This is a genomic window from Citrobacter sp. U14242, assembly GCF_046555775.1.
Classification (GTDB): Bacteria; Pseudomonadota; Gammaproteobacteria; order Enterobacterales; family Enterobacteriaceae; genus Citrobacter.
In genome coordinates this window covers 83,482-109,666 of the sequence record NZ_JBKGLW010000013.1, presented here as the reverse complement: position 1 = coordinate 109,666, position 26,185 = coordinate 83,482, and the positions used below count along the sequence as shown (strand labels likewise).

The window sequence follows — 26,185 nt, the reverse complement described above, 5'->3', positions numbered from 1 at the left end:
TTGACTGCGCCTGCTCACCTCAGCCACATACTTCAGTAAACTTCTGGGGACGCACTGGCTTGTCGCCTTGACGCAGGTTGAAAGATTTTGTGTATATACTTTTTACCCGGGTTCGATGGACACAAGGGCAATGGCATTAAAACAATCACACTTTTCGGTGACTGGCGTTACAATCGATCTCAGTCACAATTCTCAAAATCAGAAGAGTATTGCTAATGAAAAACATCAATCCAACGCAGACCTCCGCCTGGCAGGCACTACAAAAACACTTTGAAGAGATGAAAGACGTTACTATCGCGGACCTGTTCGCGAAAGATAGCGATCGTTTCACTAAGTTTTCCGCGACGTTTGATGATCTGATGCTGGTGGATTTCTCTAAAAACCGTATCACAGAAGAAACGCTGGCCAAGCTGCAGGAGCTGGCGAAAGAGACCGATCTGGCTGGTGCTATCAAGTCCATGTTCTCCGGTGAGAAAATCAACCGCACCGAAGACCGTGCGGTGCTGCATGTGGCGCTGCGCAACCGTAGCAATACGCCGATCATCGTTGATGGCAAAGATGTGATGCCGGAAGTGAATGCGGTGCTGGAGAAAATGAAATCCTTCTCTGAAGCGATTATCTCCGGAAGCTGGAAAGGCTACACCGGCAAAGCGATCACGGATGTGGTGAACATCGGTATCGGCGGCTCCGACCTCGGCCCGTTCATGGTGACCGAAGCGCTGCGTCCATATAAAAATCACCTGAACATGCACTTTGTGTCTAACGTCGATGGTACGCACATTGCCGAAGTACTGAAGAAAGTGAACCCGGAAACCACGCTGTTCCTGGTCGCTTCTAAAACCTTCACGACTCAGGAAACCATGACCAACGCCCACAGCGCGCGTGACTGGTTCCTGGCGACCGCTGGCGACAACAAGCACGTTGCGAAACACTTCGCGGCGCTGTCCACCAACGGTAAAGCGGTTGGCGAGTTTGGTATTGATACTGCCAACATGTTCGAGTTCTGGGATTGGGTTGGCGGTCGTTACTCTCTGTGGTCTGCCATTGGCCTGTCCATCATTCTGTCCGTGGGCTTCGACAACTTTGTTGAGTTGCTGTCCGGTGCGCATGCGATGGACAAACATTTTTCCACCACCCCGGCGGAGAAAAACCTGCCAGTGCTGCTGGCGCTGATCGGTATCTGGTACAACAACTTCTTCGGTGCCGAAACCGAAGCAATCCTGCCGTACGACCAGTATATGCACCGCTTCGCGGCCTACTTCCAGCAGGGCAACATGGAATCCAACGGTAAATACGTTGACCGTAACGGTAACGCCGTGGACTACCAGACTGGCCCAATCATCTGGGGTGAGCCGGGGACTAACGGCCAGCATGCGTTCTACCAGCTGATTCACCAGGGCACCAAAATGGTTCCTTGTGACTTTATCGCTCCGGCGATTACGCACAACCCGCTGTCGGATCACCATCCGAAACTGCTGTCTAACTTCTTCGCGCAGACCGAAGCGCTGGCATTTGGTAAATCGCGTGAAGTGGTTGAACAGGAATACCGTGACCAGGGTAAAGATCCGGCCCAGCTCGAACACGTTGTGCCGTTCAAAGTGTTTGAAGGCAACCGTCCAACGAACTCTATTCTGCTGCGCGAAATCACGCCGTTTAGCCTGGGTGCGTTGATTGCGCTGTATGAGCACAAAATCTTTACTCAGGGCGCAATCCTGAACATCTTCACTTTCGACCAGTGGGGCGTTGAGCTGGGCAAACAGCTGGCAAACCGCATTCTGCCTGAGCTGAACGATGATAAAACTGTTTCTTCCCATGATGTTTCTACTAATGGGTTGATTAACCGTTACAAAGCCTGGCGCGCCTGATAGCGCTGCGCTTATCCGGCCTGCAGGTACATACCCTGTAGGCCGGATAAGGCGTTTCGCCGCCATCCGGCAAGCAAGAATGAAATAAAAAAGCCGATATTAATATCGGCTTTTTTTATAAGATTACTCCGGGATATTTACGTTTTTTCTTCATCTTTTAATTGAGCTTAATCCTAAAATAATTTATTCAACGTTGCTCTATTTCTAATGTTTTCAGATTTACCGGATATTGTGTTTTTTATTATCATATTTTAATTAATTGATTTTAATTATTTTTATTATTTGTTGTTAATCATTTTCTCTCTCGTTATCTAATTGTCCTAAATTCCCTCCCGACCTAATTTGCACACTTCGCTTGTGTATACTCGACCTCGCCCGAAATTCTTTTGGGTAAATCTCCATTCATGCAATGAAGGGAATTTGTGATGAAAAAAGTTCTGTATGGCCTGTGGGCTATATCTGCGCTTGCGGCGACCTCTGTTTATGCCGCCCCCGTTCAGGTGGGGGAGGCCGCAGGGTCGGCAGCGGCGTCGGTTTCGGCAGGAAGTTCCTCCGCAACCAGCGTGAGCACCGTAAGTTCTGCGGTGGGTGTCGCCCTGGCGGCGACCGGTGGTGGCGATGGTTCTAATACCGGAACAACAACCACCACAACCACCAGTACCCAGTAATACCGGTACGTTTAACCATAACCACACTTCGGTGTGGTTATTTTGGATTGTCACACGCCTGTGGGATTTGTAGGCCGGGTAAACATAGCGTCACCCCGGCAATAATGCGGAGAAGCGTCGTGAAGCGACCAGCGCTGATATTGGTTTGCCTGTTATTACAAGCGTGTTCAGCTACCACCGAAGGGCTGGGTCATTCGCTGTGGGAGAGTGTGTTTGAGTCACCCGGCGTTCTGATGACGGATGATGAAATCCAAAATATGCCTTACGCCAGCCAGTATATGCAGCTCAACGGCGGACCCCAGCTGTTTGTCGTGCTCGCTTTTACCGAAAACGGGCAGCAGAAATGGGTGACTCAGGATCGGGCTATTCTCGTGACGCAGCATGGGCGACTGGTGAAAACGCAACTCGGTGGCGACAACCTGATCGAGGTGAATAATCTGGCGGCTGATCCACTGATCAAGCCCAATCAGATAGTCGATGGCGCAACGTGGACCCGCACGATGGGCTGGACCGAGTATCAGCAGGTGCGCTACGCCATCGCTCGTTCCGTCTTCAAATGGGATGGTCCTGATAGCATCAGCGTGGGCAGCGAAGAGACCGCGGTTCGGGTGCTGGTCGAAGAAGTGACGACCGATCAGGCGCACTGGCATAACCGCTACTGGATCGACAGTGAAGGACAAATCCGTCAGTCAGAGCAGTATCTGGGCGCACATTTCTTCCTGGTGAAAACCACGCTGATTAAGGCGGCAAAACCATGATGAAACAGACAATTACCGCGTTGCTCGTCAGTCTGAGCATGTCATCTGTTTTTGCCGCTGGTGACGTAAACGTGATGATCGCAGGCCACTCAGAACCGCAGACGTTGACCGGTGCTGAACATCTGATCGATCTGGTGGGGCAGCCACGATTAAGCAACAGCTGGTGGCCGGCAGCGGCTCTCGGTGAAGCGCAAGCCACTATCACGGCGCAACGTCAGCAGCAGGCATTACTGGCGCGCCTGGCGGCGCTGAGTGCAGAGGAAAGTGATGAGGATGCTGCAGCGATTAACGCGCTACGCCAGCAGATTCAGGCAGTGAAGATAACCGGCAGGCAGAAGATTAACCTCGACCCGGATGTTGTGCGCGTCAGCGAACGAGGCAACCCGCCGTTGCAGGGCAATTACACGCTGTGGGTTGGTCCACAGCCAACGGAGATAACGCTATTTGGCTTGCTAAGTCGTCCGGGTAAACAACCGTTTATGCCCGGCCGCGATGTGGCCAGTTATCTCGCTGAACAACATCGGCTCAGCGGTGCAGATCGTAGCTACGCCTGGGTCGTCTATCCCGACGGACGCACACAAAAAGTACCGGTCGCCTACTGGAACAAACGTCACATTGAGCCGATGCCCGGCAGCATCATTTTTGTCGGGCTGTCGGACTCTGTCTGGAGCAACGTTCCGGATGAAATCAATGCCGATGTTCTTCGCACCCTGACTCAGCGGATCCCTGAATAATGAGAAAAACTTATCTGCTCAGCCTGTTGGGGCTGGGCGTGAGCATTGCCTGCCACGGTGAAACCTGGCCTGCACCTGTTGGACCATCACAGTCCGATTTTGGCGGCGTGGGGCTGCTGCAAACCCCGACTGCGCGGATGGCCCGTGAAGGTGAAATGAGCTTCAACTACCGCGATAACGATCAATACCGTTACTACTCAGGGTCGGTGCAGCTTTTCCCCTGGCTGGAAACCACGCTGCGCTATACCGATGTTCGCACTAAAAAGTACAGCAGTGTGGCGTCGTTTTCTGGCGATCAGACATACAAGGATAAGGCGTTTGACCTCAAACTGCGGTTGTGGGAAGAGAGCTACTGGATGCCGCAGGTCGCCGTTGGTGCACGGGATATTGGTGGAACCGGTTTGTTTGATGCGGAGTACATTGTGGCGAGTAAAACCTGGGGACCGTTTGATTTTTCACTGGGTCTTGGCTGGGGGTATCTCGGGACCAGCGGTAATGTCAGCAACCCGCTGTGTTCCTACAGCGATAAATTCTGTTATCGCGACAATAGCTACAAACAGGCGGGGTCTGTCGATGGTAGTCAGATGTTCCATGGTCCGGCATCGTTGTTTGGCGGTGTGGAATATCAAACACCCTGGCAGCCGCTGCGTTTGAAGCTGGAGTATGAAGGCAATAATTATCAGCAGGATTTTGCGGGTAAGCTGGATCAGAAGAGCAAGTTTAACGTCGGCGCTATTTATCGCGTCACCGATTGGGCCGACGTTAACCTCAGCTACGAACGCGGCAACACTTTTATGTTTGGCTTCACGCTGCGTACCAACTTTAACGATCTGCGACCCGCGTATAATGACAATGCCCGCCCGAAATATCAGCCCCAGCCCCAGGATGCCATCCTGCAACATTCGGTGGTGGCGAATCAGCTAACGCTGCTGAAATACAACGCCGGCCTGGCAGACCCTAAAATCCAGGTACAGGGCGATACGCTGTACGTCACCGGTGAACAGATGAAATATCGGGACTCACGTGAAGGGATCGAACGTGCCAACCGGATCGTGATGAACGATCTCCCCGACGGGATCCGCACGATCCGCATTACGGAAAATCGCCTGAACCTGCCGCAGGTGACGACCGAAACGGAGGTTTCCAGCCTCAAGCGCCATCTGGAAGGCGAGCCGTTGGGCCATGAAACCCAACTGGCGCAAAAACGCATCGAGCCTGTCGTGCCACAAACCACTGAGCAGGGCTGGTATATCGACAAATCACGTTTTGATTTTCATATCGATCCGGTTCTTAACCAGTCGGTGGGCGGCCCGGAAAACTTCTATATGTATCAACTGGGCGTGATGGGAACGGCGGATCTGTGGGTCACGGATCACCTGCTGACCACCGGTAGCTTGTTTGCCAACCTCGCCAATAACTACGACAAGTTTAACTACACTAACCCACCGCAGGACTCGCATTTACCGCGGGTGCGTACCCATGTGCGTGAGTATGTACAGAACGACGTCTACGTGAATAACCTGCAGGCCAATTACTTCCAGTCTCTCGGTAATGGATTCTACGGACAGGTTTACGGCGGTTATCTGGAAACCATGTATGGCGGGGCGGGTGCGGAAGTGTTGTACCGCCCATTGGACGGTAACTGGGCGTTTGGCATTGACGCCAACTACGTGAAGCAGCGTGACTGGCGTAGCGCACAGGACATGATGAAGTTCACCGACTACAGCGTGAAGACCGGGCATTTGACGGCTTACTGGAATCCTTTATTTGCTCAGGATGTTCTGGTGAAAGCCAGTGTGGGTCAGTATCTGGCCGGAGATAAAGGCGGAACGCTGGAGATCGCCAAACGCTTCGATAGCGGCGTGGTAGTTGGTGGCTATGCGACCATCACCAATGCATCGCCGGACGAGTACGGAGAGGGGGATTTCACCAAAGGGGTGTACGTTTCCGTGCCGCTGGATCTGTTCTCCTCTGGCCCAACCCGCAGCCGTGCGGCGATAGGCTGGACACCGTTAACGCGTGATGGTGGTCAGCAGCTTGGGCGTAAGTTTGGTTTGTACGATATGACCAGTGACAGGAGTGAGAACTTCCGTTGATGTGAATGTTGATCGCCTGGTGGCGCAATGCTTACCGGGCCTACGGTAGGCCGGATAAGGCAAGCCGCTATCCGGCAAGAATCTTTGTGCGAACAAAATATAAACAAAAAATGTAGATCTCTGTCACATTTTTGCGTTATACAGGAACCTCGCCACTGAGTAAGAGGTGCTGTTATGACGTCGCTATCTCGTCCGCGCGTGGAGTTTATCTCCACCATCTTGCAGACCGTGCTGAATCTGGGGCTGCTGAGTTTGGGCCTGATCCTGGTCGTATTCCTCGGGAAAGAAACGCTGCATCTGGCAGATGTGCTGTTCGCGCCGGAACAAACCAGCAAATATGAGCTGGTGGAAGGGCTGGTGGTTTATTTTCTGTACTTTGAATTTATCGCGCTGATTGTGAAGTACTTTCAGTCAGGGTTTCACTTTCCGCTACGCTACTTTGTCTATATTGGGATCACCGCGATTGTGCGGTTGATCATTGTCGATCATAAAGCACCCATGGATGTGCTGATCTATTCTGCGGCGATCCTGCTGCTGGTGATCACCCTGTGGCTGTGCAACTCGAAGCGGTTGAAGCGAGAGTAAGAAAACAACACGCCGTTGAGGCGGCGTGTTGCAGGTCAGTCTTATTGTGCAGAGACAGGTCTGGTTTTCTCTGCTGCGGGTTCCCACAGCTCTTCAAGTTCTTCCAGTGTTTTGCCTTTGGTTTCCGGCACGAACTTCCACATGAACAGCGCCGCCAGAATGCCCATACAACCGTAAATCCAGTAGGAGAAACCGTTGTGGAAATGGGAAACTAACCAGGAGTTTTTGTCCATCATCGGGAAGGTCCAGGAGACGAAGTAGTTCGCCAGCCACTGGGCCGCGACCGCAATGGCGAGTGCTTTACCGCGAATCGCGTTCGGGAAGATTTCTGCCAGCAATACCCAACACACCGGTCCCCAGGACATAGCGAATGCTGCGACATAAAACAGCATCGACAGTAGCGCCACCAGGCCGGAAGCCTGCGTATAAAATGCAGTGCCGAGGCTGAACATCCCAATTGCCATGCCGAGTGCACCAATGATCTGCAGCGGTTTGCGACCAAATTTGTCCACCGTCATGATAGCCAGCACGGTGAAGCTTAGGTTGATTACGCCGACAATAATGGTCTGCAATAGCGCCACATCGGTGCTAGCGCCAAGCGTTTTGAAGACTTCAGGTGCGTAGTACAGTACGACATTGATGCCGACAAACTGCTGGAAGATGGATAGCATCACGCCGATGACGATCACGCCTGCACCAAACATCAACAGACGACCACCGGTTTTGCGGCCATGTTCGAGTGACTGATTAATCTCCTGCATTGCCTGAGTGGCGAGTGTGCTGCCCATAATCTTGCGCAGAATACCTTCTGCCTGCTCATGTCTGCCGCGCGCCATCAGCCAACGTGGGCTTTCTGGTACGGTATACAGCAGCAGTAAAAACAGCAGGGCGGGGATACTTTCGGAGGCAAACATATATCGCCAGCCATCGGTATTCAGCCAGTTGGCATCACCAGAACGGGCAATAAAATAGTTAACACAGTACACCAGCAACTGGCCAAAAATAATCGCGAATTGGTTAAAGGAAACCAGTTTCCCACGAATGTGTGCCGGAGCCAGCTCAGCAATATACATAGGTGAAAGCATGGAAGCTAAACCTACGCCAATACCACCGATGATGCGATAAATAACGAATTCGGGGACGTATCCTGCTAAATAAACAGGCACAGCATTATCGGGGTTTATAGTGGTAAAACCTAATTCTGGCCATGCGGAACCGATGCCTGAAATAAAAAATAACAGCGCGGCGATTTTCAGAGAATCCCGGCGACCAAACCGGTTACTGCAATACCCGCCAAGCGCACCGCCGATGATACAGCCAATCAGTGCACTGGCAACACAGAAACCCAACAGCGAGTTAGCAGCTGATTCACTGAGGTTTTGTGGGGCAACAAAAACGGTATTTAAGGACTCTACCGTACCGGATATGACCGCCGTGTCATAACCAAATAATAGACCTCCTAATGTAGCCACTAGCGTAATCGAAAATATATAGCTGGAATTATATTGGGTATTCATTCAGACCTGCCTTAGACGATACAGCTCTTTTTATCAGTGTTGGAGATGGTGGATTTAACAGGCAGGGAAGACAATTATCATTTTTTACATTGCAATTACGTTTTGTCTTTTCTGTGATCTTAGCTCTGTTTAATATGTTGCAAGTCAGGTGGGGAATTGAATTGCAGTGATGGAGAGCACGAAAGGAAATAATCATAACGGTAATGCAAAATAACATAAAAAAAGGGCGCTCCGTAGAGCGCCGAATAACAGTCACAGGTTGGGATAACATAAGTTGAGGGTTGCAGTGGCATTGCCCGTTGCCGGGCGGGGTAACACAACTACTTTGATGAAACTTAACCTTTCACACCACCCGCGGTCAGGCCGTTGACCAGCCAGCGCTGCGCCAACAGGAATACCAGCGTGATCGGAATGGCGGAAAGTACAGCTGCGGCGGCAAAGTCGCCCCACAAATAGTTCTGTGGATTGAGGTACTGCTGCATGCCTACCGCAAGGGTGTAGCTGTTCACATCACGCAGCAGCAGTGATGCGACCGGGACTTCAGTAATTGCGGCAATGAACGACAGAATAAACACGACCGCCAGAATCGGTACCGAGAGCGGCAACAGCACCAGGCGGAAAGCCTGCCACGGCGTGGCGCCATCCAACGCGGCCGCTTCTTCCAGCGAACCATCGATGGTTTCGAAATAGCCTTTAATCGTCCACACATGCAGTGCGATACCGCCAAGATAAGCGAAGATCACGCCGCCATGGGTGTTGAGACCAATAAACGGAATATATTGGCCCAGACGGTCAAACAACGCGTATAACGCCACCAGAGACAGCACTGCCGGGAACATCTGGAAAATTAGCATCCCTTTCAGCAGTGTTGCTTTGCCCGGGAAACGCATACGGGCAAAGGCATAAGCACAAGTGGTGGAGAGTGTCACGATACCGATCGCGGTAATGGTGGCCACCTTCACTGAGTTCCACAGCCACAACAGCACCGGGAAAGGCGGTGGCGTCACACGGCCATCCGCGTGCTCTACGCTAAAGCCCAGCGCCAGTTTCCAGTGCTCCCAGGAGATCGTTTCCGGAATCAGACTGCCGGTGGCAAAGTTACCTTCACGTAGCGAGATAGCAATAACCATCAGCAGCGGAAACATGATCGCCGCGATAAAAATCAGCAGCAGCAGGTGCGTTGTTAAGAGACGCAGTTTCTGAGATTTGGGTTGTACCATAGCCATGTTCGTTGTCTCCCTTAATCAAACTTCATACGTGTGGCTTTCAGGTTCACGATGGCCAGTGCGCCTACCAGCAGGAAGATCAGTGTGGCAATCGCGGCCGCCAGACCGAAGTCCTGCCCGCCACCACCTTCAAAGGCAATACGGTAGGTGTAGCTCACGAGCAGGTCGGTATAACCGGCAGGCGTGGTGGTGCCAAGTCGATCCGGGCCACCGTTGGTCAACAGCTGAATCAGCACGAAGTTGTTAAAGTTAAAGGCAAAGCTGGCAATCATCAGCGGCGTTAGCGGCTTAATCAGCAGCGGCAGCGTAATCTTAAAGAAGTTCTGGAACGGGCCTGCGCCATCCATTGCTGAGGCTTCGTACAGGTCATCAGGAATCGCCTTCAGCAGCCCCATGCACAGGATCATCATGTACGGATAACCCAGCCAGGTGTTGACGATAATAATCATCGAACGGGCGGTGGTTGGGTCGCTGAACCAGGCCGGCTTGATGCCAAACAGCGCGCTCAGCATCATGTTGATTTCACCAAAGCTCTGGTTGAACAAGCCTTTGAAAATCAGGATCGAGATAAACGACGGGACGGCGTAGGGCAGGATCAGCAGGACGCGGTAAATCGCTTTGCCTTTCAGGGATTCCCACTGCACCAGACAGGCCAGAACCATCCCTACCGCAACGGTGAGGATTACCGTCAGGACTGAGAACACCACTGTCCAGACGAAGATGGCGAAGAACGGCTTCTGGATGCCTTCATCGGTAAAGACGCGGGTGAAGTTGTCCCACCCAATAGCGACGGTATAGCCTGGACTGAGTTTTTCTGTACCCCAGCTCCCGTCAGCGTTAATTGCCTGATAGTAACCAACATCGTTGTTAGCACGGTATTTTACGCCGCTCTGGTTATTGGTGAGCGTGCCGTCATCAGCCAGGGAGTAGAGCGGCTGCGTACCGGAGAACTGACGCAGTGAACTCATGATAACTTTGCTTTCATCCGGCAGAATGGCCGTTAACTGCGTCAGCGCCTGACGATTCTGGGTGATGGTACGCAGCGTCGCGCGTTCGCCAGTTGGCAGTGCATCAGCGTCCTTCAGTTGCAGTTTCTGCTCGCCGCCAAATTTAAAGGCGTCGGAAACGTAATTTTTTCCTGTTTCACCGTCGGTAAGGGCCAGTTGCCACTCATCACCCGCCGGATACAAGCCGAAATTATAGGTTTTGCCTGCCTGATATGAACGCTCCATCAGAACTTGTTGAGCGCGTTCAAAGGTCAGCTGGTTAGTACTGCTGTAGTTGGTGAAGGCAATGGCGATGGTGCAAACCAGCGGGAACAGGACAAACAGTCCCATACCGGCGACGCCAGGATAAACATAGCGCCAGGCATAAGTTTTACGGTTAGCGAAAATATACAGGCCAGCAGAGCTTAAAATCAGCGTCATGATGGCAAACAGGTACTCCCCCTGAGCATACATCAAAACAACAAGGTAACCGACCAGTAGCCCAAGCAGACCCATCACTGACCATTTAAGCCGGTCGCTTTGCCACCAGTGTTTCTTTTTAATGACATCCATGGGGTTCAATCCTCTTTACGCTTTATCTTTCGCACTACCTCTTTGTTGGCTGCGGAAGCGCACCCCAGTCACTTACTTATGTAAGCTCCTGGGGATTTGCCTCCTTGCCGCCTCGATGTAGCGCGAATGGTTTGCGTAACAACGTATTCAATAAACCTGATTCCCTAAGAAATAAGGGAAACCGTATTACTTGGTGATACGACCCTGCGCGTCTTTCAGTGCAGCATCAACAGTCTGACGACCGCTGGCGGCGTTGATCACTGCGGTACGAACGGCGTACCAGAATGCTGACATCTGCGGGATGTTCGGCATGATTTCGCCTTTCTGGGCGTTATCCATGGTGGCAGCGATGCGTGGATCTTTTGCTAATTGATCCTGGAAGGATTTCAGCGCAACGGCACCCAGCGGTTTGTCCTTGTTCACTTCATCCAGACCCTGATCGGTCAGCAGGTAGTTTTCGAGGAACTCTTTCGCCAGTTCTTTGTTCGGGCTGGCGGCGTTAATACCGGCGCTCAGTACCCCAACAAACGGTTTAGATGCTTTGCCTTTGAAGGTTGGCAGCAGCGTTACGCCGTAATTGATTTTGCTCTTGTCGATGTTCGACCATGCCCACGGTCCGTTAATGGTCATCGCGGTATCGCCTTTGTTAAAGGCCGCTTCAGCGATGGAATAGTCGGTATCCGCGTTCATGTGTTTGTTCTTGATGAGATCAACCAGGAAGGTCAGACCGGCTTTCGCGCCAGCGTTATCCACGCCGACGTCTTTCACATCGTACTTGCCGTTTTCAAACTTGAATGCGTAACCACCGTCGGCAGCAATCAGCGGCCAGGTGAAGTACGGTTCTTGCAGGTTGAACATCAGTGCAGATTTACCTTTCGCCTTCAGCTCTTTATCCAGCGCAGGGATTTCTTCCCAGGTTTTTGGCGGGTTCGGAACGAGGTCTTTGTTATAAATCAGTGACAGTGCTTCAACCGCGATTGGGTAGGCAATCAGCTTGCCGTTATAGCGTACGGCATCCCAGGTGAACGGATAGAGTTTGTCCTGGAACGCTTTGTCCGGGGTGATTTCGGCCAGCAGACCAGACTGTGCGTAACCGCCAAAACGGTCATGCGCCCAGAAGATAATGTCCGGGCCATCGCCGGTCGCGGCAACCTGCGGGAATTTTTCTTCCAGCTTGTCAGGGTGCTCAATGGTGACTTTGATACCCGTGTCTTTCTCGAATTTTTTGCCCACTTCAGCGAGGCCGTTGTAGCCTTTATCGCCGTTAATCCAGATAACCAGCTTACCTTCTTCAATCTTGGCGAGAGCCGAGGCGGAGAACATCATCGTCGTCAATGCGGACAATGCGAGGATGCGTGCGCCAGTTTTGATTTTCATAGTTCCCATCCTGTTTGGTGATTTTGCAGAGGTGGCTTAACGGTTACTAGTTTCTTTATACGACAACCTCTTTCCATCCTCCTTACCCCTACGCCCCACCGGTTCTTTATGTGATCTGTGTTACATAAATGTGAGTAATGCGTACTGGCGCACATAAAAACCCAGTGATTTTTGCAACCGACATCACGAAATTCCTCCACGGCGTACAGCCAGGGTCTCAGACGCTGTTCTCTCATCCTCCCGCCTCCTCCCCCATAAAAAAGCTGGGGGGTGGAGGATTCACGCAGTTAAGGGATAACGCATAGTCAATCCATCAATGAATGTTGCTGTCGATGACAGGTTGTAACGAAGGGAGAAGGGCATGGCGAGCGTACAGCTGCGAAATGTAACGAAAGCCTGGGGTGACGTGGTGGTATCGAAAGATATCAATCTCGACATTCACGAAGGGGAATTCGTGGTGTTTGTCGGACCGTCAGGCTGCGGTAAGTCAACCTTGCTGCGTATGATTGCCGGGCTGGAAACCATCACCAGTGGTGATTTGTTTATCGGGGAGACCCGGATGAACGATATTCCGCCCGCCGAACGTGGTGTGGGGATGGTCTTCCAGTCCTATGCGCTGTATCCCCATTTGTCCGTCGCAGAAAACATGTCATTCGGCCTCAAACTCGCTGGTGCGAAAAAAGAGGTGATGAACCAGCGTGTTAATCAGGTTGCGGAGGTGCTGCAACTGGCCCATCTGCTGGAGCGTAAACCCAAAGCGCTCTCCGGTGGACAACGTCAGCGTGTGGCGATTGGCCGGACGTTGGTTGCGGAGCCGCGTGTCTTTCTGTTGGACGAACCGCTGTCAAACCTCGATGCCGCACTGCGCGTGCAGATGCGTATCGAAATCTCCCGCCTGCATAAGCGTCTTGGTCGCACGATGATTTACGTCACCCACGATCAGGTCGAAGCGATGACCCTGGCCGATAAAATTGTGGTGCTGGATGCCGGTCGCGTTGCGCAGGTCGGCAAACCCCTGGAGCTGTACCACTACCCGGCTGACCGCTTTGTTGCCGGGTTTATTGGTTCGCCAAAGATGAACTTCCTGCCGGTGAAAGTGACGGCAACGGCGATCGATCAGGTTCAGGTTGAACTGCCTAACCGCCAGCAAATATGGCTACCAGTTGAAAGCCGTGCGGTGCAGGTCGGCGCCAATATGTCTTTAGGTATCCGCCCGGAACATCTGCTGCCCAGCGATATTGCTGATGTCACCCTCGAAGGTGAAGTACAGGTAGTCGAGCAGCTGGGTCACGAAACACAAATCCATATCCAGATCCCCGCCATCCGTCAGAACCTGGTTTACCGCCAGAACGACGTGGTGTTGGTAGAAGAGGGTGCCACATTCGCTATCGGCCTGCCGCCAGAGCGTTGCCATCTGTTCCGTGAGGATGGCACCGCATGTCGTCGGTTGCACCATGAGCCGGGCGTTTAAGGTCCCCATAAAAAAACGAAGCGCAAAACCATTCGTAGTTGCAGAAGGTGGCAGCGTTTAAAGAAAAGCAATGATCTCAGGAGATAGAACGATGATTACTCTGCGCAAACTCCCTCTGGCGGTTGCTGTGGCAGCAGGCATTATGTCTGTTCAGGCAATGGCTGTAGATTTCCATGGTTATGCTCGTTCCGGTATCGGCTGGACGGGTAGTGGCGGCGAACAACAATGTTTCCAGGCAACCGGTGCCCAAAGTAAATACCGTCTTGGTAACGAATGTGAAACCTATGCGGAAATCAAATTAGGTCAGGAAGTGTGGAAAGAGGGCGATAAGAGCTTCTACTTCGACACCAACGTTGCCTACTCCGTTGCACAGCAGAATGACTGGGAAGCGACCGATCCTGCTTTCCGCGAAGCCAACGTGCAGGGTAAAAACCTGATTGAATGGCTGCCGGGTTCCACCATCTGGGCCGGTAAACGTTTCTACCAGCGTCATGACGTCCATATGATCGACTTCTACTACTGGGATATTTCAGGTCCTGGTGCCGGTATTGAAAACATCGATCTGGGCTTCGGTAAACTGTCTCTGGCCGCAACCCGTTCTCAGGAAGCGGGTGGTTCTTACACCTTCAGTAGCCAGAATATCTACGACACATCCAAAGATACCGCGAACGACGTATTCGACATGCGTTTAGCGCAGATGGCCATTAACCCGGACGGCATGCTGGAACTGGGTGTTGACTACGGTCGTGCGAATAAAACTGACGGTTATAGCTACGCGGATAGCGCTTCTAAAGATGGCTGGATGTTCACTGCAGAACATACCCAGAGCATGCTGAAGGGCTATAACAAGTTCGTGGTTCAGTATGCAACTGATGCGATGACCACGCAGGGTAAAGGTGGCTCGCAGGGTACTTACGGTTCAACCTTCGATACCCAGGCAACACCAAATGATCCCGTTATCCATCATGTAAACAACAACATCAATAACAACGGTAGCCTGGTGCGCGTACTTGACCACGGTGCTATCTCTCTGGGCGACAAGTGGGACCTGATGTACGTCGGTATGTATCAGAATATCGACATGGATAACGACCTGGGTACTGAATGGTACACCGTGGGTATTCGTCCGATGTACAAATGGACACCAATCATGAGCACCCTGATGGAAGTCGGCTACGACAACGTCAAATCTCAACAGACTGGCGATCGCAACAGCCAATACAAAATCACCCTGGCGCAACAGTGGCAGGCAGGCGACAGCATCTGGTCTCGTCCGGCAATCCGCGTCTTTGCAACCTATGCCAAATGGGATGAAGAATGGGGCTACGTGAAAAACGGAGATTCGGTCTCTAAATATGCTGCTGCAACCAACTCCGGTATCAGCACCACCAGCCGTGGCGATAGCGACGAGTGGTCCTTCGGTGCCCAGATGGAAATCTGGTGGTAATCCGGCATTAACCTGACGTAATGACCTAAAGAGGGGCGTAAGCCCCTCTTACTTACGGTTTAGCGCGCTATTGCCTGGCCACCGCTGAACCCATGCTATCTGAGGTGATAACAATGAAAATGAAGAAAAGTCTCGTTGCCCTTTGTTTATCGGCAGGGTTATTTGCCAGCGTCCCTGGAATCAGCCTGGCCGATGTGAATATCGTTCCGCAGGACACCGCCGCTGCACCGTCGATTCCGACGGCTGCGTTGCAACAGCTGGCCTGGACGCCAGTCGATCAATCGAAAACCCAGTCCACGCAGCTTGCGAGCGCTGGCCAGCGTTTGGATGTTGCTGGAATTACCGGTCCGGTCGCGGCCTGGAGCGTACCGGCCAACATTGGTGAACTGACCCTGACATTGAGCAGTGAAGTTAACAAACAAACCAGCGTATTTGCGCCAAACGTCTTAATTCTTGATCAGAATATGACGCCATCTGCGTTCTTCCCCAGCAGCTATTTCACCTACCAGGAGCCCGGCGTAATGAGTGCCGATCGCCTGGAAGGCGTAATGCGTCTGACGCCGGCGCTGGGCCAGCAAAAGCTCTATGTTCTGGTCTTTACGACGGATAAAGACCTCCAACAGACCACGACCCTGCTTGATCCGGCAAAAGCCTATGCCAAGGGTGTCGGTAACGCCGTTCCCGATATTCCGGACCCGATCGCGCGTCATACCACCGATGGTCTGTTGAAATTGAAAGTCAAAACCAGCACGTCCTCCAGTGTGTTGGTGGGGCCGCTGTTCGGTTCTTCCGGCCCTGGCCCTGTCACTGTCGGTAATACCGCAGCGCCTGCGGTGACTTATGCGGCTCCGGCTACCGCGGTCGCCGCGCCGGCACCGCAACCAGTGAAGAAAAGCGAACCGATGCTGAATGACACTGAGAACTATTTTAACCAGGCGATTAAAGATGCCGTGGCGAAAGGTGATGTTGATAAAGCGCTGAAGCTGCTTGATGAAGCTGAACGTCTGGGATCAAAATCTGCCCGTTCCACCTTTATCAGCAGTGTAAAAGGCAAGGGGTAACCATCTCCCCACATTGTTGATTTTGCAACAACTGGTGCGTCTCCTGGCGCACCTTTTTTTATCCTTCGATGCTGATTGTTACACTTATGTTGCTCTACCGATCACTTAATCGTGTTTGCTCACCCCGCAAAGCCTTTTCTGCGATACAATGCCCTCAGGTTATGAATCGGAGAGTAAGGCATGCCACACCCCGCGTTAACGCAACTGCGTGCTCTGCGTTATTTTGATGCGATCCCGTCGCTTGACCCCCAATTGCTCGACTGGTTGTTACTGGAAGATTCCATGACCAAACGTTTTGAGCAGCAGGGAAAACAGGTCACCGTAACATTGATACGAGAAGGATTCGTTGGGCAAAATGAGGTCGCTGAAGAGTTGACGTTGCTGCCGACAGAACCCCGCTATTGGTTGCGGGAAATCCTGTTATGCGCAGATGGTGAGCCGTGGCTTGCCGGTCGGACCGTAGTGCCGGAATCCACCTTGTGCGGCCCCGAACTGGCTTTACAAAATCTGGGGAAAACTCCGCTCGGGCGCTATCTGTTTACATCATCGACATTGACCCGCGATTTTATTGAGATTGGCCGCGATGCAGCGCTATGGGGGCGTCGTTCCCGCCTGCGGCTGAGTGGTAAGCCGCTGATGCTTACCGAGCTTTTTTTGCCTGCATCGCCGTTGTATTGAGAGGAAGATAAAGATGGAGTGGAGTCTGACGCAGAATAAGCTGCTGGCGTTTCACCGCTTGATGCGTACGGATAAGCCAATCGGTGCCTTACTGCTGCTCTGGCCGACGCTGTGGGCGCTGTGGGTAGCGACCCCTGGCGTACCGCAATTGTGGATACTGGCGGTGTTTGTCGCCGGTGTGTGGCTGATGCGCGCCGCCGGATGCGTCGTGAATGATTATGCCGACCGCAAATTTGACGGACACGTCAAACGCACGGCAAACCGACCGCTGCCGAGTGGTGCGGTGACAGAGAAAGAAGCCCGAATACTGTTTGTTGTGCTGGTGTTGCTCGCCTTCCTGCTGGTTCTGACGCTTAACACGATGACGATTTTGTTGTCCGTTGCGGCGTTAGCACTGGCGTGGGTTTATCCCTTTATGAAACGCTATACACACCTGCCGCAAGTGGTGTTGGGGGCGGCGTTTGGCTGGTCTATTCCCATGGCGTTCGCCGCCGTCAGTGAATCTGTACCGCTGAGCTGCTGGTTGATGTTCCTCGCCAATATTCTCTGGGCGGTGGCTTATGATACCCAGTACGCGATGGTTGATCGTGATGACGATCTGAAGATTGGCATTAAATCGACCGCCATTTTGTTTGGTCAGAACGATAAGCTGATTATTGGCATTCTGCAGGTTGGTGTTTTGGCGCTGATGGCGATGGTGGGCTGGTTGAATGGCTTAGGACTGGGCTATTACTGGTCACTGCTGGTGGCGGGTGCGCTGTTTGTCTATCAGCAGAAACTGATTGTCGATCGTGAACGGGATGCCTGCTTTAAAGCGTTTATGAACAATAACTATGTGGGGTTGGTGCTGTTCTTAGGGCTGGCGATGAGCTACTGGCACCTTTGATTCTGGGTTAACCTGCAAAATAAAAACCGGTCAGTTCATTTTGACCGGTTTTTTTATGCTTACTCGCCCTGCGTTGCGCTTTCGATGGTCAGACGCACATCGGATGTGACCAGCTCGGCCAGCATCTGATAGATCTTCATCGTTTCTTCCGGTTCGGCATCACCGGTATCGCTGATGTAGCCCTCGTCACGCAGCGTCAGCACCAGAGAGCTGAACACGGCTTTATCGAAGAACTCAGGCGCGTTGATACCGTGCAGTACGGAAAGACGTTGCGCCACGGTACGGCTCTCTTTCTCCAGCGTACTGCGGTTGATGGACGGGTTTGCACTCAGCAGCCAGAAGGTAATGGCATAGCGCTGTAGTGTTTCACGCGCGCCCGCAGCCAACAGCTGAAGCGTGCGAGAGTGAACCGGGTTGATATGCAGCTCATCGTTCTGCAAAGTTATCAGACCCTGACGCTGCATTTCGTTGGCCAGCGCGTCAATCACGCCGGCAAGCTCATCACGCTCCCAACGCAGGAACAGCTCTGCTTTCAGCATCGGGTACAGCGCGTCAATATGCTGTTGTAACGCGGCGCGTGAAATCCGACGGTGCTGAGTCACAATCGCTGCCATCAACGAAGGCAGAACCAGCATGTGCGCAATGTTGTTGCGGTAGTAGGTCATCAGTACCGCCTGCTCACGCGGCAGAATGATGATGTCACCGATGGTGTCTTTCTCAACCTCAAACTTGTTCATCTGCAAGGCGTGGTCGATCAGTTCACTGGCGCTTTGTGTGGGAACTGTCGAATCCGCAGCATACGGTACATTGCGTAGCAGGCTCAGGTAGCAATCGAGCTGTTCGGTTAGCTGCTCGCGAGTCAGAGAACGCTGGCGGGAAGCCAGTAACGCGGTACAGCACAGGTTCATGGCGTTTGCTGCGCCCGCGTTGTTAATGCGTACCATCAGATCGGCAGCAATGTTATTCACTGTCGGCGTCAGCCAGGCCGGGCGAATAGACTCGATAGGATCGATAGATTCGCGCCACTCCGGCACATGCTGATTCAGGTAGGTCATCAATGGCATCGGTTCGCCAAAGTTAACGTAGCCCTGACCCAGATTACGTAGCTTGCTCAAACCGCGTAGCATTTGCGGCAGACTCTCTTTCTCTTTAGTCGCGCCACGCAGCTCTTTTGCGTAAGTCCCCACTTCCATCACGTGCTCGTAGCCGATGTAGATAGGCACCAGTGTAATGGGACGCGTACCGCCGCGCAGCATCGCCTGGATGGTCATCGACAGCGTGCCGGTTTTCGGGTCAAGCAGACGGCCGGTACGTGAGCGACCACCTTCGACAAAGTATTCAACCGAGTAACCACGGCTGAACAGCTCGCCCAGGTATTCGCGGAATACGGTGGAATAGAGCTTATTGCCTTTAAACGTACGACGAATAAAGAATGCGCCCAGACGGCGGAAAATCGGACCAGCCGGCCAGAAGTTCAGGTTGATCCCTGCAGCGATGTGCGGTGGAACCAGCCCCTGATGGTACAGAACATACGACAGCAGCATGTAGTCCATATGGCTGCGGTGGCACGGCACATAGACGATTTCATGCCCGTCGTGCGCCAGTTGGCGTACGCGCTCGGCATTGTGAACGTTAATTCCCTGGTACAGTCGGTTCCAGGTAAAGCCCAGGATACGGTCTGTCAGGCGGATCATCTCATAGGAGAAATTCGCGGCAATCTCTTCCATCAATGCGATAGCGTTTTGCTGCGCTTTTTCATGGGAGATTTTTTTGCTGCGAGCTTCATCTTCCACCGCGCGCGCGATGGCTTTTGAGGCCAGCAGTTTATTAAACAGATCCTGGCGGGCAGGGAGGCGAGGGCCAACCGCGGCTAAGCGCTGGCGGGCAAAGTGCATACGCGCGACGCGTGCCAGTTTCTGTGCGATGGTTTTATCTGTGCCGTGTTCGTCTGCCATGCGGCGCAGGGAGACGGAAGGTGAGAAGCGGACAAAACTGTCGCGTCCCAGCCAGGAGACGGCAAAGAATTTCTGTACGCCATTCAGCATGCGAAGTGGCGGATTGACCTCGCCTTTCTCGCGCCCTGGCGCACGGCCAAACATCACCGATACCGGCACCATCTGCACATCCAAATCGGGGTTGCTGCGATGCAGATCGAGATAGTTATGGAACAGCTTGATGGACTCTTCTTTTGGCGTGTAATAGGTGAATACACGCGGGCCGCCGTGTATAAACACGTAGCGCGGCAGCAAAGTCCCGTCTATCTCCAGCGGTTCCAGGGGATCGGGGAGGTCGTGCACCAGACATTGGGCACGCAGTGTCAGCAAGTCAGCTTTTGAGTTGTACGGTAAGACGTACATAATGGGACGAGAGGTATCGAGTCCCAATTCCGGGGCGGGTTCCGCCGGGATAGACTTGCTTTTTACCAGGATGCTTAATGGTAAATTCAGTAATTTGTAGTAAATTCGTGGCCAGCCGGACATAAACGATGTAAAGCCTCTGGTTAATAATGCAAATGCGCTGCAAGGATATCAGAAAGTTTAGTGAATTTCTGTGGTATCCCGTCATACTTCGCGCAGCTTTGCTTATGCCCTGAAACAAACAGGGTAACGATACAATGATACTAACGCTAATAATGTAAAAAGGTTCTTTTGATGGCCAATAATACCACTGGATTCACTCGGATTATCAAAGCAGCAGGCTATTCCTGGAAAGGTTTCCGTGCCGCATGGATCAATGAGGCGGCATTCCGTCAGGAAAGCGTTGCCGTACTGTTGGGGGTAGCAATTGCCTGCTGGCTGGACGTTGACGCGATTACCCGCGTACTGCTGATTGGTTCGGTGATGCTGGTGATGATCGTTGAAATTCTGAACAGCGCCATTGAGGCGGTCGTCGACCGGATTGGTTCTGAGTATCATGAGCTTTCTGGCCGGGCGAAAGATATGGGATCGGCTGCGGTATTGCTTTCTATTTTTGTCGCGCTGATCACCTGGGGCATCCTGTTGTGGTCGCATTTGCGATAAAGATTCCACAACTTCATAAATCTCCTGTTTTTTGTGCAGTTTGCGGTTCCAAATTCGCCTTTAGCTGTATATACTCACAGCATAACTGTATATACACCCAGGGGGCGGAATGAAAGCGTTAACGGCCAGGCAGCAAGAGGTGTTTGATCTCATTAGAGATCACATCAGCCAGACAGGTATGCCACCGACGCGTGCGGAGATCGCGCAGCGTTTGGGGTTCCGTTCCCCAAACGCGGCTGAAGAACACCTGAAAGCGCTGGCACGTAAAGGTGTGCTGGAAATCGTTTCTGGCGCATCGCGTGGTATTCGCCTGCTGCAGGAAGAAGAGGAAGGTTTACCGCTTGTTGGTCGTGTCGCGGCCGGTGAGCCCCTTCTGGCACAGCAGCACATTGAAGGTCATTACCAGGTTGACCCATCACTGTTCAAACCGAACGCCGATTTTCTGCTGCGCGTCAGCGGCATGTCGATGAAAGATATCGGGATTATGGATGGCGATTTACTGGCTGTGCATAAAACGCAGGACGTGCGCAATGGCCAGGTTGTTGTTGCCCGTATTGATGATGAAGTCACGGTTAAGCGCCTGAAAAAGCAGGGCAATAAGGTTGAGCTTCTGCCAGAAAACAGCGAGTTCAAACCGATCATCGTTGACCTGCGTGAACAAAGCTTCACTATTGAAGGGTTGGCTGTCGGCGTGATTCGTAACGGTGAATGGCTGTAATGATCTGCTGATTTCCTGTAGGCCGGAAAAGGCGTTTATATCGCTCTCCGGCAAGTTGCCCGATGACGTTACGCTTGTCGGGCCTACAAAAACGCGTTAATTCCTTTTCAGGCTCCTTTCCATGCCTTTCTTTACCTCCTCTGATAAAGCACTTTGGCACCTTGCCTTACCGATGATTTTCTCCAACATCACTGTCCCACTGCTGGGGCTGGTGGATACGGCGGTGATTGGTCATCTGGATAGCCCGGTCTACCTTGGTGGCGTTGCCGTTGGCGCAACAGCGACCAGTTTTCTCTTTATGTTACTGCTGTTTTTACGCATGAGTACCACCGGTCTGACAGCTCAGGCGTTCGGCGCGAAAAATCCGCAGGCACTGGCACGAGCGCTGGTTCAGCCGCTGATGCTGGCGTTGGGTGCCGGATTGCTTATCGCACTGTTTCGTACACCGGTTATCAGCCTGGCGTTGCATATCGTGGGAGGTAGTGAAGCGGTGCTGGAGCAGGCCAGACGTTTCCTTGAAATCCGTTGGCTCAGCGCGCCCGCCTCACTGGCCAATCTGGTGCTGCTTGGCTGGCTGCTTGGCGTCCAGTATGCACGCGCGCCAGTGATCCTGCTGATTGTTGGCAATGTGCTTAACATCGCGCTCGATTTGTGGCTGGTGATGGGCCTGCATATGAACGTGCAGGGCGCGGCGTTGGCGACGGTGATTGCTGAATATGTCACGTTACTGATCGGCCTGATGATGGTACGCAACGTTCTGCATTTGCGTGGGGTTTCGCTGGCGATGTTGAAGCTTGCGTGGCGCGGCAACTTCCGCCGTTTACTGGCGCTTAACCGTGACATCATGCTGCGTTCGCTGCTGTTACAACTCTGCTTTGGTGCTATCACGGTACTCGGGGCTCGCCTCGGTAGCGATGTCATTGCTGTCAATGCCGTTCTGATGACCCTGCTGACGTTCACCGCTTACGCGCTGGATGGATTTGCCTATGCCGTGGAAGCACATTCTGGTCAGGCTTATGGCGCGCGGGATGGCAGCCAGTTGCTGGATGTCTGGCGGGCGGCTTGCCGGCAGTCGGGTATCGTGGCAATCCTGTTTTCCCTGGTCTATGCCCTGTTCGGCGAGCAGATCATTGCGCTATTGACCTCATTGCCGCAGATCCAACTTCTGGCCGATCGCTATCTCATCTGGCAGGTGATTTTACCGCTGGTGGGCGTCTGGTGTTATCTGCTGGACGGGATGTTTATTGGCGCAACGCGTGCCGCGGAAATGCGTAACAGCATGGCCGTTGCGGCCGCGGGTTTCGCGTTAACGCTACTGGCTTTACCGCTACTGGGAAACCACGGCTTGTGGCTGGCGTTAACCGTTTTTCTCGCGTTGCGAGGTCTTTCACTGGCCTTCATCTGGCGACGTCACTGGCGTAAGGGCACCTGGTTTGCCTGATGCCTATGGTTAAAAATTCTGAATAGTAAATAAAACCCAGAATCCCTGACTACACTTATTATCACGCCCGGCAAAAACAGCATGTATCCGGGCGCAGCACTCTCGCTATTCACAACCTAACGATGAGGACTTGATGATGAATAAAGACGAAGTCAGCGGTAACTGGAAACAGTTCAAAGGTAAAGTGAAAGAGCAATGGGGCAAACTGACCGATGATGATATGACGGTCATTGAAGGTAAACGCGACCAGTTGGTAGGTAAAGTCCAGGAACGATACGGGTACGCGAAAGATCAGGCGGAGAAAGAAGTTAAAGATTGGGAAAAACGCAACGATTACCGCTGGTAATTAACCCCTCCCTCCTGAGAGTACAAGGATGTACGCTCTTTTATTTACCGCCCTACTTTCTTCTTCACCTGAATGGTATGGTCATGCTGGCAATCACCAGGATGGCGGCATGATTCAACTTCCACACATGCCGGACACAGGCCGTGGGCTTCAATCACGTTATGGCGCAGAGCAAATCCCATTTTAGCTGCCAGCGTATGCATAATATCTTCCACGCCTTCCGCACACTCTTCTTTTACCACACCACAGCGGTCACAAATAAACATTGCCGAGCTATGGGTTGGCTGATCGAACAGATGACAGAGCACATAGCTGTTGGTGGACTCCACTTTGTGCACAAAGCCTTGTTCAAGCAGAAAATCAAGCGCACGATACACTGTCGGGGGTTTGGCCTGAGGCTCGGTTTCCCGCAGCAGATCAAGCAGATCATAGGCGCTGATCGCACCTTCCTGCAGGCTCATCAGGCGCAGCACTTCGAGGCGTTGTGGCGTTAGTCGCACGTTACGTTGCACACAGAGTTTTTCAGCTTGAGCCAATAACTCCTGCGTGGTGGTTTTGTCCATTTGGCGCCTCGATTTGTGTGGAAGGTTAATCCCTTACTTTATCATGTTCTGCTTAAAACGCCGAGATCCACCGCTGTGTGCTATACCTGACGCATCGCAACACTGGAAAATTACCATGAAAAAACCCGATTGTATTCGCCACTGGCGTGAAGTTGAGGGGGCTGATGACTCCACCTATCCAGGCAGCGATGAGCTTTTTTCTATTGGCGCGCCGCTGGCCCGCAGGTTGGGGTTAGGGCGATTAGGCATTCACCACGAACGTCTGCCGCCGGGACGTCGTACTTCTTATCCACACGCTGAAAGCGATGAAGAAGAGTTTATCTACGTGCTGGAAGGCTACCCGGAAGCCTGGATAAATGGTTACTTATGGAAGCTGGAACCCGGCGATAGCGTCGGTTTTCCGGCAGGAACCGGCGTGTGCCACACTTTTATCAACAACACCAGTGACGAGGTGCGGCTGCTGGTCGTCGGTGAGGCGAACAAGAAGCATAACCGCATCTACTATCCGCTCAATCCGGTCTATGCGGTCACGCGTGAGGATCGCTGGGTTGACCATCCGCCACAGTTTTTTGGTCCACACGACGGAAAACCCGGGCGGAAATGACGATCTACGCGGACGAAGAGCGCTATCCACGATGATGTGGCTCACTATCGCAACGGTCTATGCTATAGTAGCGCCCCTTTTTTAACCGGATGCTTGAATATTCGCCATGCTGCCTGAATCTCAGTCTACCGCTTTTCCCGCTCATCGTTTTTCTATCGCGCCGATGCTTGACTGGACGGACAGACACTGCCGTTACTTTTTGCGCCTGCTGTCCCGCCAGACGTTGCTCTATACGGAGATGGTGACCACCGGGGCAATCATTCATGGCAAAGGCGACTATCTGGCGTATAGCGACGAAGAGCATCCGATAGCCTTACAGCTGGGCGGAAGCGACCCGGCGGCACTGGCCCAGTGCGCAAAGCTGGCTGAGGCACGAGGCTATGACGAGATTAACCTCAACGTCGGCTGCCCTTCCGATCGCGTACAAAACGGGATGTTTGGCGCTTGCCTGATGGGGAATGCGCAACTGGTCGCCGATTGCGTGAAAGCGATGCGTGATGTGGTGTCGATTCCGGTGACGGTCAAAACGCGTATCGGTATCGATGATCAGGACAGCTACGAATTCCTGTGTGACTTCATCAATACGGTTTCCGGTAAAGGTGAATGTGAGATGTTTATCATCCACGCCCGCAAGGCCTGGTTGTCCGGGCTAAGCCCGAAAGAAAACCGTGAGATCCCGCCGCTGGATTATGACCGTGTTTATCAGTTGAAGCGTGATTTTCCGCACCTGACGATGTCGATAAACGGTGGAATTAAATCACTGGAAGAAGCAAAGACGCATCTGCAATATATGGACGGCGTAATGGTGGGCCGGGAAGCCTATCAAAACCCGGGTATTCTGGCATCGGTCGACCGTGAAATTTTTGCTGCGTCCACTCCGGATGCTGACCCTGTCGCCGTGGTGCGTGCCATGTACCCGTATATTGAGCGTGAACTGAGCCAGGGGACCTATCTGGGGCATATTACCCGCCATATGCTGGGTTTGTTCCAGGGCATTCCAGGCGCACGCCAATGGCGTCGTTATCTGAGCGAAAATGCGCATAAAGCCGGGGCCGATATTAACGTTCTGGAACATGCGCTGAAACTGGTAGCGGATAAGCGTTAAGTTCTCACCAAAAGTTAGTCAATTTCGCCACGCCCTGCGTTTTGTCGCGGGGCGTTTTCTTTATAAATCAAAGTATTAATTTTGGCATGTTTCTTGTAATGCAATGGAGAGAATTTCATTTCGGGAGAGCATCATGCTGGAACTACTTTTTGTGATTGGCTTTTTTGTCATGCTGATGGTCACTGGCATATCACTGTTGGGCATCCTCGCCGCGCTGATGGTGGCGACGGCAGTGATGTTCCTCGGCGGGATGTTTGCGTTGATGATTAAACTGTTACCCTGGCTGTTACTGGCTGTCGCCGTCGTGTGGGCGATCAAGGCGATAAAAGCGCCAAAAGTCCCACAGTATCAGCGCAATAACCGTCGGTTTTACTAAGGTATTGAGCGGTGCGTCACAACCTGAAACATTGCCTTTAGAACCAAATAGGAATTGATAATCAAATCTGTCACTATTGCGCGG

24 protein-coding genes are annotated in these 26,185 nt (G+C 52.6%); 18 read left to right on the top strand and 6 right to left on the bottom strand.

Annotated elements, in window-relative coordinates:
- The first annotated feature begins 215 nt into the window (after window positions 1–215).
- The 6 genes from pgi (at window position 216) to psiE (ending at window position 6,706) form a co-directional block, all read left to right on the top strand.
- Window positions 216–1,865 (top strand): glucose-6-phosphate isomerase, encoded by a 1,650-nt coding sequence (gene pgi / locus ACLJXE_RS20400; protein ID WP_286627875.1) that lies wholly within the window; start codon window positions 216–218, stop codon window positions 1,863–1,865.
- 425 nt (window positions 1,866–2,290) lie between these two features.
- Window positions 2,291–2,533: an exopolysaccharide production protein YjbE gene (yjbE, locus tag ACLJXE_RS20395; RefSeq protein ID WP_003826562.1), complete on the top strand. Its 243-nt coding sequence runs from the start codon at window positions 2,291–2,293 to the stop codon at window positions 2,531–2,533.
- A gap of 119 nt (window positions 2,534–2,652) precedes the next feature.
- Window positions 2,653–3,291, top strand: a complete 639-nt coding sequence (locus ACLJXE_RS20390; protein ID WP_410751844.1) for a YjbF family lipoprotein — start codon at window positions 2,653–2,655, stop codon at window positions 3,289–3,291.
- Window positions 3,288–4,025 (top strand): capsule biosynthesis GfcC D2 domain-containing protein, encoded by a 738-nt coding sequence (locus tag ACLJXE_RS20385; protein ID WP_410751843.1) that lies wholly within the window; start codon window positions 3,288–3,290, stop codon window positions 4,023–4,025. The genes ACLJXE_RS20390 and ACLJXE_RS20385 overlap by 4 nt, the downstream gene beginning before the upstream one ends.
- On the top strand, window positions 4,025–6,121 hold the full coding sequence (locus ACLJXE_RS20380; protein WP_410751842.1) for a YjbH domain-containing protein: 2,097 nt from the start codon (window positions 4,025–4,027) through the stop codon (window positions 6,119–6,121). The genes ACLJXE_RS20385 and ACLJXE_RS20380 overlap by 1 nt, the downstream gene beginning before the upstream one ends.
- Window positions 6,122–6,295: 174 nt before the next feature.
- Window positions 6,296–6,706: a phosphate-starvation-inducible protein PsiE gene (gene psiE / locus ACLJXE_RS20375; RefSeq protein WP_003031674.1), complete on the top strand. Its 411-nt coding sequence runs from the start codon at window positions 6,296–6,298 to the stop codon at window positions 6,704–6,706.
- A gap of 41 nt (window positions 6,707–6,747) precedes the next feature.
- Here the strand turns inward: psiE and xylE are convergent, their stop codons facing one another.
- From xylE to malE, 4 genes are all read right to left on the bottom strand, one after another.
- Window positions 6,748–8,223 (bottom strand): D-xylose transporter XylE, encoded by a 1,476-nt coding sequence (gene xylE / locus ACLJXE_RS20370; RefSeq protein ID WP_286627880.1) that lies wholly within the window; start codon window positions 8,221–8,223, stop codon window positions 6,748–6,750.
- A gap of 335 nt (window positions 8,224–8,558) precedes the next feature.
- A complete protein-coding gene (gene malG, locus ACLJXE_RS20365) occupies window positions 8,559–9,449 on the bottom strand; it encodes a maltose ABC transporter permease MalG (RefSeq protein WP_286627881.1) in 891 nt (296 codons plus the stop codon).
- Window positions 9,450–9,463: 14 nt separating this feature from the next.
- Window positions 9,464–11,008, bottom strand: coding sequence for a maltose ABC transporter permease MalF (malF, locus tag ACLJXE_RS20360; RefSeq protein ID WP_410751841.1), 1,545 nt, complete (start codon window positions 11,006–11,008; stop codon window positions 9,464–9,466).
- 186 nt (window positions 11,009–11,194) lie between these two features.
- Window positions 11,195–12,385 carry a maltose/maltodextrin ABC transporter substrate-binding protein MalE gene (malE, locus tag ACLJXE_RS20355; protein WP_003031680.1) on the bottom strand — a complete coding sequence of 397 codons (1,191 nt, stop codon included), beginning with the start codon at window positions 12,383–12,385 and terminating at the stop codon, window positions 11,195–11,197.
- A gap of 361 nt (window positions 12,386–12,746) precedes the next feature.
- Between malE and malK the strand changes: the two genes are divergently transcribed.
- The 5 genes from malK to ubiA all read left to right on the top strand — a co-directional run bounded on the left by malK (window position 12,747) and on the right by ubiA (window position 17,928).
- A complete protein-coding gene (gene malK / locus ACLJXE_RS20350) occupies window positions 12,747–13,856 on the top strand; it encodes a maltose/maltodextrin ABC transporter ATP-binding protein MalK (RefSeq protein WP_410751840.1) in 1,110 nt (369 codons plus the stop codon).
- A 91-nt stretch (window positions 13,857–13,947) separates the two neighbouring features.
- Complete coding sequence (locus ACLJXE_RS20345) at window positions 13,948–15,303, top strand: maltoporin (RefSeq protein WP_271449296.1); 1,356 nt, start codon at window positions 13,948–13,950, stop codon at window positions 15,301–15,303.
- Between the two features lie 113 nt (window positions 15,304–15,416).
- A complete protein-coding gene (gene malM, locus ACLJXE_RS20340) occupies window positions 15,417–16,364 on the top strand; it encodes a maltose operon protein MalM (protein WP_410751839.1) in 948 nt (315 codons plus the stop codon).
- A gap of 180 nt (window positions 16,365–16,544) precedes the next feature.
- Entirely contained in the window at window positions 16,545–17,042 is a 498-nt protein-coding gene (gene ubiC / locus ACLJXE_RS20335; protein ID WP_410751838.1) for a chorismate lyase, read from the top strand.
- Between the two features lie 13 nt (window positions 17,043–17,055).
- Complete coding sequence (gene ubiA, locus ACLJXE_RS20330) at window positions 17,056–17,928, top strand: 4-hydroxybenzoate octaprenyltransferase (protein WP_286627885.1); 873 nt, start codon at window positions 17,056–17,058, stop codon at window positions 17,926–17,928.
- 59 nt (window positions 17,929–17,987) lie between these two features.
- Here the strand turns inward: ubiA and plsB are convergent, their stop codons facing one another.
- Window positions 17,988–20,408 carry a glycerol-3-phosphate 1-O-acyltransferase PlsB gene (gene plsB, locus ACLJXE_RS20325; protein WP_410751837.1) on the bottom strand — a complete coding sequence of 807 codons (2,421 nt, stop codon included), beginning with the start codon at window positions 20,406–20,408 and terminating at the stop codon, window positions 17,988–17,990.
- Between the two features lie 171 nt (window positions 20,409–20,579).
- On the opposite strand from plsB, the gene ACLJXE_RS20320 reads away from it, so the two are divergent.
- The 4 genes from ACLJXE_RS20320 (at window position 20,580) to ACLJXE_RS20305 (ending at window position 23,453) form a co-directional block, all read left to right on the top strand.
- Entirely contained in the window at window positions 20,580–20,948 is a 369-nt protein-coding gene (locus ACLJXE_RS20320) for a diacylglycerol kinase (protein ID WP_003826594.1), read from the top strand.
- A 109-nt stretch (window positions 20,949–21,057) separates the two neighbouring features.
- Window positions 21,058–21,666, top strand: coding sequence for a transcriptional repressor LexA (gene lexA / locus ACLJXE_RS20315; RefSeq protein ID WP_103777801.1), 609 nt, complete (start codon window positions 21,058–21,060; stop codon window positions 21,664–21,666).
- Window positions 21,667–21,787: 121 nt separating this feature from the next.
- The gene (gene dinF, locus ACLJXE_RS20310) at window positions 21,788–23,107 is read left to right on the top strand and encodes an MATE family efflux transporter DinF (RefSeq protein WP_286627887.1); all 1,320 of its coding nucleotides are present in this window, start codon (window positions 21,788–21,790) and stop codon (window positions 23,105–23,107) included.
- 136 nt (window positions 23,108–23,243) lie between these two features.
- Window positions 23,244–23,453, top strand: coding sequence for a CsbD family protein (locus ACLJXE_RS20305; protein ID WP_005132658.1), 210 nt, complete (start codon window positions 23,244–23,246; stop codon window positions 23,451–23,453).
- 44 nt (window positions 23,454–23,497) lie between these two features.
- On the opposite strand, the gene zur is transcribed toward ACLJXE_RS20305, so the two are convergent.
- Window positions 23,498–24,016, bottom strand: a complete 519-nt coding sequence (gene zur / locus ACLJXE_RS20300; protein ID WP_137381183.1) for a zinc uptake transcriptional repressor Zur — start codon at window positions 24,014–24,016, stop codon at window positions 23,498–23,500.
- A gap of 115 nt (window positions 24,017–24,131) precedes the next feature.
- On the opposite strand from zur, the gene ACLJXE_RS20295 reads away from it, so the two are divergent.
- The 3 genes from ACLJXE_RS20295 (at window position 24,132) to pspG (ending at window position 26,101) form a co-directional block, all read left to right on the top strand.
- Complete coding sequence (locus ACLJXE_RS20295) at window positions 24,132–24,620, top strand: cupin domain-containing protein (protein ID WP_410751836.1); 489 nt, start codon at window positions 24,132–24,134, stop codon at window positions 24,618–24,620.
- Window positions 24,621–24,726: 106 nt separating this feature from the next.
- Window positions 24,727–25,725 (top strand): tRNA dihydrouridine(20/20a) synthase DusA, encoded by a 999-nt coding sequence (gene dusA, locus ACLJXE_RS20290; RefSeq protein WP_410751835.1) that lies wholly within the window; start codon window positions 24,727–24,729, stop codon window positions 25,723–25,725.
- Window positions 25,726–25,858: 133 nt separating this feature from the next.
- The gene (gene pspG / locus ACLJXE_RS20285; protein ID WP_286627890.1) at window positions 25,859–26,101 is read left to right on the top strand and encodes an envelope stress response protein PspG; all 243 of its coding nucleotides are present in this window, start codon (window positions 25,859–25,861) and stop codon (window positions 26,099–26,101) included.
- Window positions 26,102–26,185 lie beyond the last annotated feature (84 nt).

Excerpts from the sequence above, each read along its gene's own strand:
- pgi (WP_286627875.1), top strand. The coding sequence starts at position 216 with ATGAAAAACATCAATCCAACGCAGACCTCCGCCTGGCAGGCACTACAA.
- yjbE (WP_003826562.1), top strand. The coding sequence starts at position 2,291 with ATGAAAAAAGTTCTGTATGGCCTGTGGGCTATATCTGCGCTTGCGGCG.
- ACLJXE_RS20385 (WP_410751843.1), top strand. The coding sequence starts at position 3,288 with ATGATGAAACAGACAATTACCGCGTTGCTCGTCAGTCTGAGCATGTCA.
- ACLJXE_RS20380 (WP_410751842.1), top strand. The coding sequence starts at position 4,025 with ATGAGAAAAACTTATCTGCTCAGCCTGTTGGGGCTGGGCGTGAGCATT.
- psiE (WP_003031674.1), top strand. The coding sequence starts at position 6,296 with ATGACGTCGCTATCTCGTCCGCGCGTGGAGTTTATCTCCACCATCTTG.
- xylE (WP_286627880.1), bottom strand. The coding sequence starts at position 8,223 with ATGAATACCCAATATAATTCCAGCTATATATTTTCGATTACGCTAGTG.
- malG (WP_286627881.1), bottom strand. The coding sequence starts at position 9,449 with ATGGCTATGGTACAACCCAAATCTCAGAAACTGCGTCTCTTAACAACG.
- malF (WP_410751841.1), bottom strand. The coding sequence starts at position 11,008 with ATGGATGTCATTAAAAAGAAACACTGGTGGCAAAGCGACCGGCTTAAA.
- malE (WP_003031680.1), bottom strand. The coding sequence starts at position 12,385 with ATGAAAATCAAAACTGGCGCACGCATCCTCGCATTGTCCGCATTGACG.
- malK (WP_410751840.1), top strand. The coding sequence starts at position 12,747 with ATGGCGAGCGTACAGCTGCGAAATGTAACGAAAGCCTGGGGTGACGTG.
- ACLJXE_RS20345 (WP_271449296.1), top strand. The coding sequence starts at position 13,948 with ATGATTACTCTGCGCAAACTCCCTCTGGCGGTTGCTGTGGCAGCAGGC.
- malM (WP_410751839.1), top strand. The coding sequence starts at position 15,417 with ATGAAAATGAAGAAAAGTCTCGTTGCCCTTTGTTTATCGGCAGGGTTA.
- ubiC (WP_410751838.1), top strand. The coding sequence starts at position 16,545 with ATGCCACACCCCGCGTTAACGCAACTGCGTGCTCTGCGTTATTTTGAT.
- ubiA (WP_286627885.1), top strand. The coding sequence starts at position 17,056 with ATGGAGTGGAGTCTGACGCAGAATAAGCTGCTGGCGTTTCACCGCTTG.
- plsB (WP_410751837.1), bottom strand. The coding sequence starts at position 20,408 with ATGTCCGGCTGGCCACGAATTTACTACAAATTACTGAATTTACCATTA.
- ACLJXE_RS20320 (WP_003826594.1), top strand. The coding sequence starts at position 20,580 with ATGGCCAATAATACCACTGGATTCACTCGGATTATCAAAGCAGCAGGC.
- lexA (WP_103777801.1), top strand. The coding sequence starts at position 21,058 with ATGAAAGCGTTAACGGCCAGGCAGCAAGAGGTGTTTGATCTCATTAGA.
- dinF (WP_286627887.1), top strand. The coding sequence starts at position 21,788 with ATGCCTTTCTTTACCTCCTCTGATAAAGCACTTTGGCACCTTGCCTTA.
- ACLJXE_RS20305 (WP_005132658.1), top strand. The coding sequence starts at position 23,244 with ATGAATAAAGACGAAGTCAGCGGTAACTGGAAACAGTTCAAAGGTAAA.
- zur (WP_137381183.1), bottom strand. The coding sequence starts at position 24,016 with ATGGACAAAACCACCACGCAGGAGTTATTGGCTCAAGCTGAAAAACTC.
- ACLJXE_RS20295 (WP_410751836.1), top strand. The coding sequence starts at position 24,132 with ATGAAAAAACCCGATTGTATTCGCCACTGGCGTGAAGTTGAGGGGGCT.
- dusA (WP_410751835.1), top strand. The coding sequence starts at position 24,727 with ATGCTGCCTGAATCTCAGTCTACCGCTTTTCCCGCTCATCGTTTTTCT.
- pspG (WP_286627890.1), top strand. The coding sequence starts at position 25,859 with ATGCTGGAACTACTTTTTGTGATTGGCTTTTTTGTCATGCTGATGGTC.